The organism is Streptomyces glaucescens (genome assembly GCF_000761215.1).
In the GTDB taxonomy this organism is placed as follows: domain Bacteria; phylum Actinomycetota; class Actinomycetes; order Streptomycetales; family Streptomycetaceae; genus Streptomyces; species Streptomyces glaucescens_B.
The window spans coordinates 801,388-816,800 of sequence record NZ_CP009438.1 but is presented as its reverse complement, the minus strand read 5'-3'; the positions used below and the strand labels follow the sequence as shown (position 1 = coordinate 816,800).

15 protein-coding genes are annotated in these 15,413 nt (G+C 72.8%); 8 read left to right on the top strand and 7 right to left on the bottom strand.

What is annotated here, in order from left to right; all coding sequences use genetic code 11:
* Positions 1 to 3 precede the first annotated feature (3 nt).
* The 3 genes from SGLAU_RS03520 to SGLAU_RS03515 all read right to left on the bottom strand — a co-directional run bounded on the left by SGLAU_RS03520 (position 4) and on the right by SGLAU_RS03515 (position 2,407).
* Positions 4 to 1,050 carry an ABC transporter substrate-binding protein gene (locus tag SGLAU_RS03520; protein ID WP_043498275.1) on the bottom strand — a complete coding sequence of 349 codons (1,047 nt, stop codon included), beginning with the start codon at positions 1,048 to 1,050 and terminating at the stop codon, positions 4 to 6.
* 236 nt (positions 1,051 to 1,286) lie between these two features.
* Positions 1,287 to 1,370: a putative leader peptide gene (locus tag SGLAU_RS36915; RefSeq protein WP_366459446.1), complete on the bottom strand. Its 84-nt coding sequence runs from the start codon at positions 1,368 to 1,370 to the stop codon at positions 1,287 to 1,289.
* Between the two features lie 254 nt (positions 1,371 to 1,624).
* Positions 1,625 to 2,407 carry a sulfite exporter TauE/SafE family protein gene (locus SGLAU_RS03515; RefSeq protein ID WP_043498274.1) on the bottom strand — a complete coding sequence of 261 codons (783 nt, stop codon included), beginning with the start codon at positions 2,405 to 2,407 and terminating at the stop codon, positions 1,625 to 1,627.
* A 571-nt stretch (positions 2,408 to 2,978) separates the two neighbouring features.
* Between SGLAU_RS03515 and SGLAU_RS36910 the strand changes: the two genes are divergently transcribed.
* The 6 genes from SGLAU_RS36910 to SGLAU_RS03490 all read left to right on the top strand — a co-directional run bounded on the left by SGLAU_RS36910 (position 2,979) and on the right by SGLAU_RS03490 (position 9,080).
* On the top strand, positions 2,979 to 3,125 hold the full coding sequence (locus tag SGLAU_RS36910; protein ID WP_412556213.1) for a putative leader peptide: 147 nt from the start codon (positions 2,979 to 2,981) through the stop codon (positions 3,123 to 3,125).
* Positions 3,126 to 3,239: 114 nt separating this feature from the next.
* Entirely contained in the window at positions 3,240 to 4,448 is a 1,209-nt protein-coding gene (locus SGLAU_RS03510; protein WP_043498272.1) for an LLM class flavin-dependent oxidoreductase, read from the top strand.
* Between the two features lie 21 nt (positions 4,449 to 4,469).
* Entirely contained in the window at positions 4,470 to 5,879 is a 1,410-nt protein-coding gene (locus SGLAU_RS03505) for an NtaA/DmoA family FMN-dependent monooxygenase (RefSeq protein ID WP_244315169.1), read from the top strand.
* On the top strand, positions 5,876 to 6,961 hold the full coding sequence (locus tag SGLAU_RS03500) for an LLM class flavin-dependent oxidoreductase (protein ID WP_043498269.1): 1,086 nt from the start codon (positions 5,876 to 5,878) through the stop codon (positions 6,959 to 6,961). The genes SGLAU_RS03505 and SGLAU_RS03500 overlap by 4 nt, the downstream gene beginning before the upstream one ends.
* On the top strand, positions 6,954 to 8,081 hold the full coding sequence (locus SGLAU_RS03495; protein WP_043498267.1) for an LLM class flavin-dependent oxidoreductase: 1,128 nt from the start codon (positions 6,954 to 6,956) through the stop codon (positions 8,079 to 8,081). Before SGLAU_RS03500 ends, SGLAU_RS03495 begins: the two co-directional genes overlap by 8 nt.
* Positions 8,082 to 8,162: 81 nt before the next feature.
* Complete coding sequence (locus SGLAU_RS03490) at positions 8,163 to 9,080, top strand: LLM class F420-dependent oxidoreductase (protein WP_043498265.1); 918 nt, start codon at positions 8,163 to 8,165, stop codon at positions 9,078 to 9,080.
* 90 nt (positions 9,081 to 9,170) lie between these two features.
* Here SGLAU_RS03490 and metX read toward each other — a convergent pair whose 3' ends face one another.
* Both metX and SGLAU_RS03480 read right to left on the bottom strand, forming a co-directional pair.
* Positions 9,171 to 10,397, bottom strand: coding sequence for a homoserine O-acetyltransferase MetX (gene metX, locus SGLAU_RS03485; RefSeq protein ID WP_052413593.1), 1,227 nt, complete (start codon positions 10,395 to 10,397; stop codon positions 9,171 to 9,173).
* Positions 10,394 to 11,755: a bifunctional o-acetylhomoserine/o-acetylserine sulfhydrylase gene (locus tag SGLAU_RS03480; protein ID WP_078957572.1), complete on the bottom strand. Its 1,362-nt coding sequence runs from the start codon at positions 11,753 to 11,755 to the stop codon at positions 10,394 to 10,396. Before SGLAU_RS03480 ends, metX begins: the two co-directional genes overlap by 4 nt.
* A 352-nt stretch (positions 11,756 to 12,107) precedes the next feature.
* Between SGLAU_RS03480 and SGLAU_RS35575 the strand changes: the two genes are divergently transcribed.
* Complete coding sequence (locus SGLAU_RS35575) at positions 12,108 to 12,275, top strand: hypothetical protein (protein WP_099052758.1); 168 nt, start codon at positions 12,108 to 12,110, stop codon at positions 12,273 to 12,275.
* Between the two features lie 295 nt (positions 12,276 to 12,570).
* Here the strand turns inward: SGLAU_RS35575 and SGLAU_RS03475 are convergent, their stop codons facing one another.
* Positions 12,571 to 13,479 carry a PaaX family transcriptional regulator C-terminal domain-containing protein gene (locus SGLAU_RS03475; protein WP_244315168.1) on the bottom strand — a complete coding sequence of 303 codons (909 nt, stop codon included), beginning with the start codon at positions 13,477 to 13,479 and terminating at the stop codon, positions 12,571 to 12,573.
* Positions 13,476 to 14,129, bottom strand: coding sequence for a GNAT family N-acetyltransferase (locus SGLAU_RS03470; protein WP_043498262.1), 654 nt, complete (start codon positions 14,127 to 14,129; stop codon positions 13,476 to 13,478). The genes SGLAU_RS03475 and SGLAU_RS03470 overlap by 4 nt, the downstream gene beginning before the upstream one ends.
* 103 nt (positions 14,130 to 14,232) lie before the next feature.
* Here SGLAU_RS03470 and SGLAU_RS03465 point away from each other — a divergent pair, with 103 nt between their 5' ends.
* Positions 14,233 to 15,336, top strand: a complete 1,104-nt coding sequence (locus SGLAU_RS03465; protein WP_063838863.1) for a CocE/NonD family hydrolase — start codon at positions 14,233 to 14,235, stop codon at positions 15,334 to 15,336.
* Positions 15,337 to 15,413: the final 77 nt, after the last annotated feature.

Here is a 15,413-nt window from a genome sequence, read left to right as displayed (position 1 = left end):
GGATCAGCTCCCGCTCTCGGTGGGGGAGGACGGCTTCCGGTTGCCGTTGAACTCGTTGGTGTAGAGGTCCGACAACGTGACCTGGTCCTTTTGGATGTCGCCGCGCTCGGCCAGCCAGTCGATCCACAGCTGGAGTTCCTTGCCGGTGATCAGACCCGACTTCTCGGCGACGCCGTAGGAGCGCCAGTACTTCAGGGGCTCGGCGTCCTCGTTGCGGCCGCGCTTCTTCACGATCTCGGTCATCCGCGCGATGACCTCGTCGCGGTCGGTGGCACGGGACCAGTCGATGGCCCGTCCCACGGCGGTGACGAAGGTCCGGGCCGTGTCCGGGTTCCGCGTCAGGAACCGGTCCGTCATCACGTAGGTGCCCGCGCTGAACGCGCCGAGCAGTTCGTAGTCCGTGAACAGCGGGCGGATTCCTCCGGCCGCCAGTGCCTTGTCGCGCAGGATGCCGCCGAGCACGGCGACGTCGATCTGCTTCTGCCGCAGCGACTGCTCGGTGTTGACCGGAGGCACCACGAGCGGTTCCACCTTGCCGATGTCCGCCCGGGACAGCCCGCCGCGCTGGAGATAGATGTCGAGCATGGCTTCGGAGTGGGCACCGAGGGTGTTCATCCCGACCTTCTTGCCGATCAGGTCCCGTGCCGAGCGGATCGGGCTGTCCTCCAGGACGTAGAAGCCGTTGTAGGCGTGCTTGTCGGCGCCGTAGTAGCTGATGACGGATTTGATGGGGGCGTTGTTCGCGGCCAGTTTGACGACCGCGCCGTTGAAGGCGCCGCCGAAGTCGACCTGGCCCGTGGCCGCGGTCTGGATGTCCTGCGGACCGCTGATCGTGTTGCCGACCCACTCCAGCTTCACGTCCTCCAGATAGCCGAGGTCCTGGGCCAGTTCGGGCGGGGTGACCTGACCCGCCCAGCCCTGGTATCTGAGGGTCTTCGTCTGGTTCTTGGCGGCGGAGGCCCCGGACGCGGACGTGCCGCAGCTCACGGCCACTGCCGAAAGACCGAGCAGGGAGAGGAACTGGCGTCGGGTCGATGCCGTAGTGGCCATGGAGGGATCCTGTTCGAACGAATGGGGACCGGCGTGAAATCGGTGGCATGGGGAAATGCCGGCCGGGAAGGGTGCCCGTGGTCGGCGCGCAGGCGAAACCGTCCACGGGAAAAGGGAATGGGACGCCGCCGTCAGGAATGCCGACGGGAAATCAGCCGTTCACGACAGCGGGTGAGTGGTCGTGAGGGACGACCGGGAAAGGGAGCGGGAGAGCGCTGCCCGTGCCCTGGGCCTGTTCAGCGGCCGACGGCACAGATGGCGCTGGCCTGACGTCGCAGATCGACGTGCAGTCGCGCGGCGAGGTTCTCGTACTTGCTCACACCCAGGAGAGTCGCAGTGGTTTCCGGCCAGGTCAATGTCGCTCGCGCAGTCGTCTCACATTCTCAATGCGCCGACACGCGCATGAAGCGCGGTGTTCACAATTCCCCGGACGGGCGGTGACGTGGTGACCGCCGTGTGTGCCGTTCGTGCCGTTCCTGTCGTTCGAACCGTTCGAACCGTTCGAACCGTCCGCACCGTCCGCACCGTCCTGACCGTGCCGCACCGTCCGGACCGTTCATGCCGTGTCCGGCCGTCAGCGCAGTGACTGCACGGCGTGGACGGCACCGAGGGCCGTGGCCAGGGCGCCGAGCAGGAGGCGCAGCGCGGTCTCCGGCAGACGAGGCTGCAGATGCGCCCCGAGGTAGCCGCCGGCCAGCCCGCCCACACCGCAGACCAGGCCGAGCCGCCAGTCCGGGGCGACGTCACCGGAGCCGGTGAGGGACAGCAGCGCGAAGGCCGCGGCACCGGCCACGGAGGTGACGAAGGTGGTGACGAGGGCGGCCGGCGCCACCCGGGCGACGGACATGCCCCGGCCGACCAGGACGGGGCCGAGGATGGACCCGCCGCCGATCCCGTAGACACCGCCGACCACGCCGACGACCAGGGCCAGCGCGGTGACGGCTCGCGGGGAGGGTTCCGCGGCCGGGACCGGCCGGGTGGGCCGGAGTGTGCGCCCGACGAGCCACAGGCCCAGGGGCATCAGCAGAGCTGCCACCAGGAGCCGGAAGGCGGTGGCCCCCGGGACGGCGAAGACCCGTACCAGGGCGCCGACGGCGACCCCGGGCGCGGCGCCGATCACCAGGCGGCGCGTCAGCGGGCTGAGCAGCGGGCCCTCGCGGTGGTGGCGCAGCAGGGCGCCCGGCCCGGCCACCACGTTGTACAGGAGGTTGGTGGGCGTGACCGCGGGGCTGGGCACTCCGAGCACGCTCAACTGCACGGGAAGCAGGAACACCGCCCCCGAAACGCCCACCGGCGCCGTCACCACCGCTATGAGCAGGCCGACGGCCAGACCCGTCAGCCCCGTCGACCACGTCATGCAAGTCCCCTGATCCGAACGCCCGGCCGGTATCACCGCCGTGGTCCCTCATCCGAACGCCCGGCCGGTATCACCGCCGTGGCCCCTCATCCGAACGTCCGGCCAGTATCGCCGCCGTGGTCCTGAGCGGAACGTCCGGCCCGGTTCCACCGCCATGGTTCCCCGCCACCGGATCAGCGCCGTCCGCACCGCTCCGGCGCACCGCAGCCGAGGACCTGCCGAGCCGAGGACCTGCCGCGGCCACGAACGGCCGCGCCGAGCCGAACGGACCCGGCGACATTTCATGCAGCTGCAATGATTCATCCCTGAACCGCCTGTTAGACATGGTGGGGTGATCCCCAGCGTCGGCACCCCGAGCACACGGACCGCGGACAGCGCGGTCCGTGCCGCACCGGCCGGCCCGCACGCCGCTTCGCGGAACGCACGGGGCGGTCCCGCCCCGGAGACGGTGCGGCCCCGGTGCCACGGCGCACCGAGCCCGCCCTGCCGGACGGGGACCAGCGCCCTTGGCGCCGAACCCGCGCACGCCGACAACACACCGCGGAGCCGTGGCGTCGCGACGCACGGCCGCATGCGCACCGCGGCGCGGCGCACGGAGGTGCGGCACGCGCGGGGCCTGCCCCGCCCCCGTGTCCTGAACCCGCGCCGCGTCGTCCGCCTCCACTCCCGGCCGCACATAGACCTCCAGCGCGTGGCCGGCGCGCTCTGTCGCCCCTGACCTTCCCCCACGGCCGTCGGCGGGGGATCCCGCCCCGCCGCGCTCGCCACCGCCGTGCCCCGTCCCGCGCGAGGGCCGGCGATCCCGTCAGGACCTCCAGGAAGGCACCCACTCGTGTCCCCAACGCCCGCTCCCCCCTTGCACCTCGCCGTCGCCCTGGACGGCACCGGCTGGCACCCCGCATCCTGGCGCGAGCCGGTGTCCCGCCCCCGGGACCTGTTCACCGCCGCCTACTGGGCCGACCTGGTCACGGAGGCCGAGCGCGGGCTGCTCGACTTCGTGACCATCGAGGACGGCCTCGGCCCGCAGTCCTCCCACTTCCTGGACCCGGACGAGCGCACCGACCAGGTGCGCGGCCGGCTGGACGCCGTCCTGATCGCGGCCCGCGTCGCCCCGCTGACCCGGCACATCGGCCTGGTCCCGACCGCGGTGGTCACCCACACGGAGCCCTTCCACATCTCCAAGGCGATCGCCACCCTCGACTACGTCAGCACCGGCCGCGCCGGCCTGCGGGTGCAGATCACCGCCCGCCCGAACGAGGCCGCGCACTTCGGCCGCCGCACCATTCCCCGCATCGAGGCCTACGACAGTCCGGCCGCCCACGAGGTGGTGACCGACCTCTTCGACGAGGCCGCCGACCACGTGGAGGTCGTGCGCCGCCTCTGGGACAGCTGGGAGGACGACGCCGAGATACGGGACGCCGCCACCGGCCGCTTCATCGACCGCGACAAACTGCACTACATCGACTTCCGGGGCAGGCACTTCAGCGTGAAGGGGCCCTCCATCACGCCCCGCCCGCCCCAGGGCCAGCCGGTCGTCAGCGCCCTCGCCCACGACACCGTCCCCTACCGGCTCGTGGCCCGCGCCGCCGACATCGGCCATGTCACCCCGCACGACGCCGAGGAGGCCCGCGCGATCGTCGCCCGGATCCGCGCCGAGCAGCACGCGGCGGGGCGCGCCGCCGAGCCCCTCCACGTCTTCGGCGACCTCGTGGTCTTCCTCGACGACGATCCGGCCGCCGCGACCGCCCGCCGCGAACGGCTGGACGCGCTCGCGGGACAGCCGTACGCGAGCGACGCCCTGATCTTCACCGGCACGCCCACCCGACTCGCCGACCTGCTCCAGGAGTGGCGGAGCGCCGGGCTGACCGGCTTCCGGCTGCGCCCCGCCGTCGTCGGCCACGACCTCCCGGCCATCACCCGCGGCCTGGTCCCCGAACTCCAGCGCCGCGGCGTCTTCCGCCACGCCTACGAGGCCGGGACCCTGCGCGGCCTGCTGGGCCTGGCCCGCCCCGCCAACCGCTACGCCGCCGCCACCGCCTGAGCCGGAAGGACGTCCACGACCATGAGCAAGCCGCTGAAGCAGGTCCACCTGGCCGCCCACTTCCCCGGCGTCAACAACACCACCGTGTGGAGCGACCCGCGGGCCGGCAGCCACATCGAGTTCAGCTCCTTCGCGCACTTCGCGCGGACCGCCGAACGCGCCAAGTTCGACTTCCTGTTCCTCGCCGAGGGGCTCAGGCTGCGTGAACAGGGCGGGAAGATCTACGACCTGGACGTCGTGGGCCGTCCCGACACCTTCACCGTGCTCGCCGCGCTGGCCGCGGTCACCGAGCACATCGGCCTGACCGGCACCATCAACTCCACCTTCAACGAGCCCTACGAGGTGGCCCGCCAGTTCGCCAGTCTCGATCACCTCTCCGGGGGCCGTGCCGCCTGGAACGTGGTCACCTCCTGGGACGCCTTCACCGGCGAGAACTTCCGCCGCGGCGGCTTCCTGCCCCAGGAGGAGCGCTACTCCCGCGCCAAGGAGTTCCTGGCCACGGCGAACGAACTCTTCGACTCCTGGCACGGTGACGAGATCCTCGCCGACCGGGAGACCGGCACCTTCCTGCGGGACGCCGAGGCCGGGGCCTTCGTCCACACCGGGCAGCACTTCGACATCCACGGGCGATTCAACGTCCCGCGCTCCCCGCAGGGCCGCCCGGTGATCTTCCAGGCCGGCGACTCCGACGAGGGCCGCGAGTTCGCCGCGTCGAGCGCCGACGCGATCTTCAGCCGGTACGCCACCCTGGAGGAGGGGCAGGCCTTCTACACGGACGTCAAGGGCCGCCTCGCCCGGTACGGCCGCCGCCGCGACGAGCTGCTGATCCTGCCCGCCGCCACCTTCACGCTCGCGGACACGGACGCCGAGGCGGAGGAGCTGGCCAGGGTGGTGCGCCGCCGGCAGGTCAGCGGCGCCACCGCGCTCAGGCACCTGGAGTTCGTCTGGAACCGGGACCTGTCCTCGTACGACCCGGACGGGCCGCTTCCCGACATCGACCCGGACGTGGGCGACAGCCACATCGCCGAAGGCCGCGCCCAGGTCCGCATGTACAGGGACCGGCTGGCCACCGCCCGCGAGTGGCGCGAACTCGCCGCCGCCAACAACTGGTCGATCCGCGACCTGGTGATCGAGACCGGCAGCCGGCAGAACTTCGTCGGTTCGGCGGAGACGGTGGCCCGCACCATCAACGAGTTCGTGCAGGCCGACGCGAGCGACGGCTTCATCCTCGTCCCGCACATCACCCCGGGCGGCCTGGACGAGTTCGCCGACAAGGTCGTGCCCCTGCTCCAGGAACAGGGCGTGTTCCGCACCGAGTACGAGGGCCCGACCCTGCGCGACCACCTCGGACTGGCCTTCCCCCGTTCCCGGCCCCGCCCGGGCGGCGCAGCCTTCGCCGGCGAGGTCCAAGACGAGCGGGTGGCGTCGTGAAGTTCCTCGCCATCACCCTGATCGCGCACCGCCCGGACCCGGTCACGGGCGTGCGGAAGACGACGCAGGACCGCTTCCGCGAAGTGCTCGACAGCGCCGTGCTCGCCGAGGAACTGGGCTTCGACGGCTTCGGCGTGGGGGAGCGGCACGAGCGGCCGTTCATCTCCTCCTCGCCGACGGTCGTCCTCGGTCACATCGCGGCACTGACCCGGCGCATCCGGCTGTTCACCGCCGTGACGACGCTCAGTCTCCTGGACCCGGTCCGCGCCTACGAGGACTACGCCACCCTCGACCACCTCTCCCGCGGCCGCCTGGAGCTGATCATCGGCAAGGGCAACGGCACCGCCCAGCGCGAGCTGTTCCAGGTCACGCCCGAGGACCAGTGGGACCGCAACGCCGAGAGCTACGAGGTCTTCCGGGCGCTGTGGCGGCAGGACAAGGTGACCGCGGCGACCCGCTTCCGGCCGCCGCTGAAGGACGCCGAGGTGTGGCCGCGGCCCTACCAGCGGCCCGTCCGGGTCTGGCACGGCAGCGCCACCAGCAAGGAGTCGGTGGACCTGGCCGCCCGCCACGGCGACCCGCTGTTCTCGGCGAACGTCACCCATCCCATCGAGCCGTACGCCGCATTGATCGGGTACTACCGCGAGCGCTGGGAGTTCCACGGTCACGACCCGGCGAAGATCGCGGTCGGCGCCGGTACCGCGGGGCTGCTCGTGACCCGCACCTCCCAGGAGGCGGTCGAGGTGTACCGGCCGGTCTTCGAGTCGACGCTGGCGTACCAGAGGCAGTCCGGCCTGCCGGTGGTCTTCGAGACCGTGGAGGACTTCGTCGAGCGCAGCTCGGCCCTGATCGGCAGCCCGCAGCAGGTCGTCGACAAGGTGCACCGCTACCACGACCGGTTCGGGCACACGGTGCTCCATGTGCAGGCGGACGCGAACGGGCTGCCGGACGCCCGGCACCGCGCCTCGCTCGAACTCTTCCAGTCCGACGTCGCGCCGGTGCTGCGCCGCGACATCCCCGATCCGCCGTTCGCCTGGGAACCGGTCGGTCCCGGCACCGAGGAGGAGCCCGCCCATGTCTGACATCCCCCTCGGCGTCCTCGACCTGGTGCCGATACCGTCCGGCGCGACGGCCGCCGACGCCCTGCGCAACTCCATCGACCTGGCGCGGCAGGCCGAGCGCCTCGGGTACGCCCGGTACTGGTTCGCCGAACACCACCTCAACCCGGGCGTCGCGGGCACGTCCCCCGCGGTCGTCCTGGCGCTGACCGCCTCCGCCACCTCCACGATCCGGCTCGGTTCCGGCGCCGTGCAACTCGGCCACCGCACCGCGCTGAGCACGGTCGAGGAGTTCGGACTGATCGACGCGCTGCACCCGGGCCGCTTCGACCTCGGCCTCGGACGCTCGGGCGGCCGCCCGCCAGGCCGGCCGGCCGCGGCTCCCGCCGCCGCCACCCCGGTCGTGGCCGGCCGGGCCCCGAACGGCCTGCTCATCCCGCCCCGCTTCTCCTTCGAACACCTCCTCGGCTCACCGCGGATCGCCCTCCAGCGCAAGCTGCTCATGCTGCCCGGCGCCGAGTCCCAGGACTACGCCGAGCAGATCGACGACATCCTCGCCCTGCTGGCCGGCACCTACCGGAGCCCGGAGGGCGTCGAGGCACACGCCGTGCCCGGTGAGGGCGCCGACGTCGAGATCTGGATCCTGGGCAGCAGCGGCGGCCGGAGCGCCGAGGTCGCGGGCGCGCGGGGACTGCGGTTCGCCGCCAACTACCACGTCAGTCCGGCCACGGTGCTGGAGGCGGTGGACGGCTACCGCGCCTTCTTCGAGCCCTCCGGCTTCCTCGACGAGCCCTACGTCAGTGTCTCCGCGGACGTGGTCGTGGCGGAGGACGACGCCAAGGCCCGCGAGCTCGCCACCGGCTACGCGGCCTGGGTCCGCAGCATCCGCACCGCCGAGGGTGCCATCGAGTTCCCGACGCCGGAGGAGGCCCGGGCCCTGGAGTGGAGCGAGGCGGACAGGCAGCTGGTGCGGGACCGCGTGGACACGCAGTTCGTCGGCTCACCGCAGCGCGTGGCCGACGGCCTGGCGCAGCTCCAGGAGGCCACCGGCGCCGACGAGCTGCTGATCACGACGATCACTCATGACCACGCCGACCGGGTGAGATCGTACGAGCTGCTCGCCGAGGAGTGGAGCCGGAGGTGACGGGGAGGCCCGCCCTTCGCGCCATGAACTTGTCACACGCGAGGAGGAATGCCGGTCGTGAGCGAGCCGGTTGCTCGGGATATGACCATCGGATTAGCGCTTCCTCATCAGCACCGGATCGACACCACGGTGCAGCTCGCCCGCGAGGCCCACACGGCCGGACTGCGCTCCGCGTGGTTCGGGCAGACCTTCTCGTACGACTCTCCCTCACTGGCCGCGATCACCGGCCGGGAAGTGCCCGGGCTGCACGTCGGAACGGCCGCCGTCCCCATCTTCGGCCGTCATCCGCTGCTCCTGTCCAGCCAGGCCCAGACTGCCCAGGCGGCCACCGGCGGCCGGTACCACCTCGGGCTCGCGCTCGGCACCAAGGAGCTCACGGAGACCGGTTTCGGCATCCCGTACGAGCGCCCCATCCGTCTGCTCCGCGAGTTCCTCACGGCCCTGCGCCAGCTCGTCGAGACGGGCAGCGCCGACTTCCACGGGGAGCTGCTGACCGCCGCCACCCCCTTGCCGGCGACGGTGCCGGGCGCCGAGCCCCCGGTGCCCGTCCTGGTCGCCGCCATGGGACCGCAGGCGCTTCGCGTCGCGGGCGAACTCGCGGACGGCATCCTCCCGTACCTGGCCGGCCCGCGCGCGCTCGCCGAACACATCGTCCCGGCCGTCACCGCCGCGGCCGAGGCGGCGGGCAGGCCGGCGCCGCGCATCGTGGCATTCGTGCCCGGCGTGGTCACCGGTGACGTCGAGGCCGTGCGGGAGACCGCGACCGAGGCGCTCTCGTTCTACGAGCGGTTCCCCTCCTACCAGCGGGTCATCGGGCTCTCCGGGGGCACCCGCGCCGCCGACCTGGCCGTGATCGGGGACGAGGAGGCCGTCGCCGCCGAGGTGCGGCGGTACCGGGAGGCCGGGGCGACCGAGGTGGTGTTCACCGCGACGGACCTGGGCGGTGAGGCCGACCGGCGCCGCACCTGGAAGCTGCTCGGCGAGCTGGCCACCGGCTGAGACGCCGGACGCCACACCGGACCACGCACGTGGACTCCCGCCGGACCCCGTGCCCGCCGGCAAGAGGCCACGATGGGCGGGGGTGCCCTCTCAGGCATCTCCGCCGGGGCCGGGAATCTGCCGCGGAGGCGGCCGGTGACGCCCCGGCACCGGCACCGGTGCCGGGGGATCCCCGGGCAGGAGCTCGGCCACGAGTGCGGCGACCTGCTCCACCTCGATCAGGAAGCCGTCGTGACCGTACGAGGACTCGATGAGCCGAAGGTGATCGGCCGTGGTGATGCCCGCCGCCAGCTCCGCCTGCTGGGACGGCGGATAGAGGCGGTCGGTGCCGACCCCGGCCACGAGCGTCCGGGCGGTCACCCGGCTCAGGGCGGCCCGCACGCCACCGCGCCCGCGGCCGATGTCGTGGCTGTTCATGGCCTCGCACAGCACGACGTAACTGCCCGCGTCGAAACGGCGGGCCAACTTCGCCGCGTGATGGTCGAGATAGGACTCGACCTGGTACCGGCCGCCGTCCCAGGGGTCCTCCGTGCCCTGGGGCGAACGGCCGAACCGGGCCTGGAGCTCCGGCTCGCTGCGGTACGTGACATGGGCGATCCGCCGGGCCAGGCCGAGTCCGGCGTGCGGGCCCCGGCCGGTGTCGTGGTAGTGGCCGCCGTGCCAGTGCGGGTCGGAGCGGATGGCGTGCAGCTGGACGCCGGCCCAGGCGATCTGCTCGGCGCTCGCCGCGGCCGCCGTGGCGATCAGCAGCAGCGCGTCCGTCCGCTCGGGACGCGAGACCGCCCACTCCAGGGCTCGCATCCCGCCCATCGAACCGCCGACCACCAGGGCCCACCGGTCGATGCCCAGCGCATCGGCCAGGCCGGCCTCGGCCGCGACCTGGTCACGCTGGGTCAGGAACGGGAAGTCGCCGCCCCAGCGCCGGCCCGAAGGGCGTGTGGAGGACGGCCCGGTACTGCCCTGGCAGCCACCGAGCACGTTCGGTGCCACGACGAACCAGCGGTCGGTGTCGAGCGCCCGCCCGGGGCCGACGAGGCCGTCCCACCAGCCGGGGGTGGGGTGGCCGGGCCCGGCGGGGCCGGCCACATGGCTGTCGCCGGTGAGGGCGTGCAGCACCAGCACCGCGTTGGACCGGTCCGGCGCGAGCCGCCCCCAGGTCTCGAACGCGAGCCGCACACCGGGCAGTTCGCCGCCTGCCTCCAGCGCGAGGGGCTGCTCGTGCTCGTACCACCGGCGACGCCCGGGCGGGTCCCCCTCCCGCCAGGCCCCGGAGGCCGGCGGGAGGGGGACCCGGAACGGCGTCGGTACGGTGTTCAGGACGCGCCCTTCGCCGCGCGGAACCCGGCCTCCAGATCCGCCTTGAGGTCGGCGAGGTTCTCGATGCCGACCGAGAGGCGCACCAGGCCGGGCGAGGCGCCGGTGGCCGCCAGCTGCTCCTCGTCGAGCTGGCTGTGGGTGGTGGAGGCCGGGTGGATGATGAGGCTGCGCACGTCACCGATGTTGGCGAGATGGCTGAACAGCTCCACGGCGTCCACGAACCGCTTGCCCGCCTCGATGCCGTCCCGCAGCTCGAAGGAGACGATCGCGCCCGCGCCGCGCGGGAGGTACTTCCGCCCCGCGTCGTACCACCGGCTGGACCTGAGGCCCGGGTAGTGGACGGCGGCGACCTCGTCGCGCTGCTCCAGCCACTCGGCGAGCGCCTGCGCGTTCGCGGAGTGCCGTTCGATGCGCAGGCTGAGCGTCTCCACGCCCTGCAGGAGCAGGAAGGCGGAGTGCGGGGAGAGGGCGGGACCGAGGTCGCGCAGCAGCTGCACCCGCAGCTTGACGGCGTACGCGCCCGGGCCGAGCGTCGGCCAGTACCGCAGGCCGTGGTAGCTCGGGTCGGGCTCGCTGAAGTCGGGGAACCGGTCGGCGTGCGCCCCGAAGTCGAAGCTGCCGCCGTCGACGACGACCCCCGCGATGGCGGTGCCGTGACCGCCCAGGAACTTCGTCGCCGAGTGCACGACGATGTCCGCGCCGTGCTCGATCGGCCGCAGCAGATAGGGAGTCGGCACGGTGTTGTCCACGATCAGCGGCACGCCCGCCGCGTGGGCGACGTCCGCCACCGCGCGCACATCGAGGACGTTGCCGCGAGGGTTGCCCAGTGTCTCCGCGAACAGGGCCTTGGTGTTCGGCCGGATCGCCGCCCGCCAGGCCTCGGCGTCGTCCGGGTCGTCGACGAAGGAGACCTCGATGCCCAGCCTCGGCAGCGTGTGCCGGAACAGGTTGTACGTGCCGCCGTACAGCGAGGTGCTGGAGACGATGTGGTCGCCGGAACCGGCCAGGGTGAGGATGGCCAGGGTCTCCGCGGCCTGCCCGGAGGACAGCGCGACGGCGGCGACTCCGCCTTCGAGCGCGGCGATCCGCTGCTCGAAGACGTCCTGGGTGGGGTTGTGGATGCGGGTGTAGATGTTGCCGGGCTCGGCCAGTGAGAAGAGGTCGGCGGCGTGCTGGGTGTCGCGGAACACGAACGACGTCGTCTGGTAGATCGGCGTCGCCCGCGCCCCGGTCGTCGGGTCGGGCGTGGCACCGGCGTGGATCTGCCTGGTCTCGAAGGACCACGCCGAGGTGTCGGGCCCGGCGGACTCGTCGTCGGGGGTGTGGCCTGCGGTGACGGAGTCGATGGGCTGGCTCATGGTTCTCCCTTGTGCGGGTACGGCGATGCGCGGAGTACGGAAAGGGGAAGGCGAAAGAACCGCAGGCTGAGGGGACGCGCCCGGAAAGAGGGCAGCGGTCAGCGCGTTACGGTGGGAAGAAGCTGGTCGGACGCCGGAGGGTGGTCAGCTCACGGCGGAACAGCCCGTGGTGGTGACACGCACGTAATCGACGTGGCGGCGGGTCACGAGCACGGTCATGGAGCCAGATAACCACACGGGGGCGTGTCCGCACCAGCTCAGTGAGGGTTTCTCACCCTGGGCGCGGCGATCCGCAGGCCTGCGGGGGCGGTGGCGGGGCATACGGGTCTCACCCGTGTGAGAGGAGTTCCTGATGCTCGGCATAGTCGCGGCGGTGCTGTTCTTCTTCGCGTTCCTGATCAACGCGGCGGAGATCGGCACCAACGATGTGTTCTCTTCGACGAATGTGATGCTGCTGGGATTGACGGCGCTGGCCCTGCACGTCGCCGGGGTCGGTTCCGGCTGGGCGCGCAGACGCTGACACCTCCCGGACCGGCGGGCGGAGCCACGGAAGTGCCCGTCACGGCCGGGCCGGTGGGGAAGAAGGGGAATCGGCCCCGCGAGACGCACGTCTCGCGGGGCCGATGTGCTGCGGCGCCGCTGCGCCGGAAGCTCCGCCACGACCGGCGTCGACGACCGGCGTCGACGACCGACGTCCACGGCGACTTGGCGCCTGTCCCAGGCGTGACGCGACGGGCGGCCGCATCGGCCGCGCGAAACGGTGACGGAGCGTCGGCCGGGCCGCCGCCGGAAGCGGACGCCCGGCCGGGCACGACCTACGCGCCCTCCTCCACCGGGCGAAGTGCTTCGGCGTACAGCGCGAACAGGCGCGGAGCGGGGGCGCCGTCGGCCGCGGTCTCGCCGAGGGCCCGCCAGCACGCGGCGGCGAGGCGGCGGGCCCGGCTTCCCGGCCAGGGCTCGGGCAGGAGTTCCGGAGGCAGGAGCGGATCGGGCTCCATCGCCTCGGTGAAGTGAGCGGCCAGCTCCACGGCCGTGGTGAGGCGCTCCGCGTCCGACGGCTCCGGTCCGCCGGTGAGCCGGCTGAGGCGGGATTCGGCGAAGGCGGCGAGCCGTTCGTGCCGCTCCGCGATCTGCCGCAGCGGCCACAGCGCGGTCGCCAGGGCGCGCGGGTCGGTCACACCGCCGATGCGCAGGTCGGTGGTGGACAGGCAGCTGAGCGCGTCGAGGACGCCGAGGTGACGGGCCCGGGCCTCGACGTGCTCGGTGACGTGGTTCGCGGTGACGTACAGGCCGCTCTGGACGGACGCGGCTCCGAGGTGGAGGAGGTGCTCGCGCAGGGCGTCCCGGGCGGCGCGGCGCGACTCGGGGACGGCGAAGCCGAACAGGTGCCAGGTGCCGTCCCAGGGGGCGAGTCCGGCGTCCTGCCGGTAGGCGTGGCGGACGTAGGCGGCGTCGGGCGCCGGCGAACCGGTGAGGTCGGCGACGGCACGCAGGGTCGCTCTGCGGCCGCGTCCCTCCTGGGTGAACCGCCCCTCGGTGACCAGGCGTTTGACGCACAGCCTGACCTGCTGGTCGGTCATGCCGAGGAGGCCCGCGACGGTGTACAGCTCGCCGGCGTCGACCGTGCCGTCCTCGCGGACCAAGGCGTGCACGAGCAGCCGGGTGGGGATGCTCGGCCTGTCGTCCCGGTCCTGGGCGCGGCTGGTGGTGCCGGGTGTCATCATGCCTCCCGCGCTGCGGTGGCGTCCGCCGCGGTGACCGGGCGGTGCATGGTCGTCACGGCCCCGAAGCCCAGCAGCCGCCGCAGGTACGGAGTGTGCTCGGTGTGCGTGGCGGTGAAGCCGTGCCGCTCGTACAGCGCCCGGGCGCGGGGGTTGACGTCGATGACGTCCAGGCGGACGCGCCGGCAGCCGGACTCGGCCGCGATGGCCGCGATCTCCCGCAGGAGCATGCTGCCGATGCCGGTGCCGCGGTGTGCCGCCTCGACGGCGATGCCGTCCATGACCAGTTCGCCCTCCGCCGGAGTCCGCTCGAACAGGGTGAGTACCGCGAGCCTGGGCAGGCCGCGGAGCGGGCCGTAGGCGGACAGCACGTCCCGCACGCCGCCGCCGGTCAGCCCGTGGCCGCCCAGACGGTAACCGGCCACGGCGACCACCCGGTCGCCGGCCAGCGCGGCGACACCGCGGTCGTGCCGGAGGTGGGCCGCGATGAACGCCCGCCCCTGGGCGGGCGGACCGAGCGCCGGGGCCAGCTTGCGGCCGAACGCCTCCCAGTACAGCGCCGCCACCTGCTCCTCACAGCCCCGCGGTACGCCCCTGCGCACCACCGGCCCGGTGTGCCCCGCCCCGCCGGTCCCGCCCTGCGTGCTGTTCACGATGTGCCTCCCACTGCCGGACGACCTTTGCGTACGAGTGTAATACGCTCATCCCAGAAACGATCGTTCTTGCAGTGATAGATCTGGAGGAGTGGCCATGGGGATGACGCGGCGTACGCCCGGGAGGCCCAGGGGGCGCGGGTGGCGGTGGACCGTGTGGACGCTGGTGGGCGTGCTGCTGGCGGCCGCCGGGGTCGCGGGGGTGGTGGTGTGGCAGAACACCTACGCGCTGCGCGAGGAGACGGTGTCGCTGCGGCACGACGGGAAGCTGCTCAAGGGGGTGCTGGCCCGGCCCGAGACCGGCGAAGGGCCGTTCGGCCTGGTCGTCTTCGTCCACGGCGACGGCCCGGTCGACGCCACGCACGAGACCTTCTACCGGCCGCTGTGGGAGTCCTTCGCCCGCGCCGGGTACGCCTCGCTGTCGTTCGACAAGCCGGGGACCGGCGGCTCGGAGGGCGACTGGCTCGACCAGAGCATGGCGGACCGTGCGGACGAGACCCTGGCCGCCGTGGCCTGGGCCCGCGGCCGCCCGGACATCGACGGCCGCCGCATCGGCCTGTGGGGGGCCAGCCAGGCCGGCTGGGTCCTGCCCAAGGTCGCCGCGCGTGACGGGCGCCTGCAGTTCGTCATCGCCGTCTCCCCGGCCGTCAACTGGCTGCGGCAGGGCCGCTACAACCTCCTCGCGGAACTGCGCCGGGACGGCGCGAGCGCCCAGGAGCGACAGGCGGCGCTGCGCCGCAGGCAGACCACCCTCGACCTGCTCCGACGGGGTGCGTCCTTCGCCGAGTACCGCGCCGCGGTCGGCGACGCGGACGGGATGACCCCGGCGCGCTGGTCGTTCATCGCCAGGAACCACCGGTCGGACGCGACCGCCGATCTGCGCGCCGTGCGCGGAACGCCGGTCCTGCTCGTGCTGGCCGGCCACGACGTCAACGTGGACGTCGCCGAGACCGAGGCCGTCTACCGCGACATCCTGCCCGCCCGGTCCCTGACGGTCGCGCACTATCCCGCCGCCACCCACTCACTGGTGGACCACGACCTGGAGCGTTCGCGGTGGCGGCTGACCCTGACCGCGGTCGTCGCGCCCAGGAAGGTGTACACCGGCCGGTTCCTCGCCGATTTGGAACGGTTCGTCCGGCGGTCCGCCGCCGGCGCAGGCACCGGCGAGGATCCGCTCCGGCGAGGCAACGCATCCGAACATCGGTGAACACCGCATTGCGACAGAATCCTTGACGACGTATCACGCGCCCCCTACCCTCCACGCCGTGGGAGCGTTCCCACACC

What these genes read in the sequence shown, in the direction of transcription:
- SGLAU_RS03505 (WP_244315169.1), top strand. Translation starts at nt 4,470, where the DNA reads ATGAGCAAGCCGCTGAAGCAGGTCCACCTGGCCGCCCACTTCCCCGGC.
- SGLAU_RS03475 (WP_244315168.1), bottom strand. Translation starts at nt 13,479, where the DNA reads ATGATGACACCCGGCACCACCAGCCGCGCCCAGGACCGGGACGACAGG.
- SGLAU_RS36910 (WP_412556213.1), top strand. Translation starts at nt 2,979, where the DNA reads ATGCGCACCGCGGCGCGGCGCACGGAGGTGCGGCACGCGCGGGGCCTG.
- SGLAU_RS03480 (WP_078957572.1), bottom strand. Translation starts at nt 11,755, where the DNA reads ATGAGCCAGCCCATCGACTCCGTCACCGCAGGCCACACCCCCGACGAC.
- SGLAU_RS03495 (WP_043498267.1), top strand. Translation starts at nt 6,954, where the DNA reads ATGTCTGACATCCCCCTCGGCGTCCTCGACCTGGTGCCGATACCGTCC.
- SGLAU_RS35575 (WP_099052758.1), top strand. Translation starts at nt 12,108, where the DNA reads ATGCTCGGCATAGTCGCGGCGGTGCTGTTCTTCTTCGCGTTCCTGATC.
- SGLAU_RS03490 (WP_043498265.1), top strand. Translation starts at nt 8,163, where the DNA reads ATGACCATCGGATTAGCGCTTCCTCATCAGCACCGGATCGACACCACG.
- SGLAU_RS03515 (WP_043498274.1), bottom strand. Translation starts at nt 2,407, where the DNA reads ATGACGTGGTCGACGGGGCTGACGGGTCTGGCCGTCGGCCTGCTCATA.
- SGLAU_RS03520 (WP_043498275.1), bottom strand. Translation starts at nt 1,050, where the DNA reads ATGGCCACTACGGCATCGACCCGACGCCAGTTCCTCTCCCTGCTCGGT.
- SGLAU_RS03465 (WP_063838863.1), top strand. Translation starts at nt 14,233, where the DNA reads ATGACGCGGCGTACGCCCGGGAGGCCCAGGGGGCGCGGGTGGCGGTGG.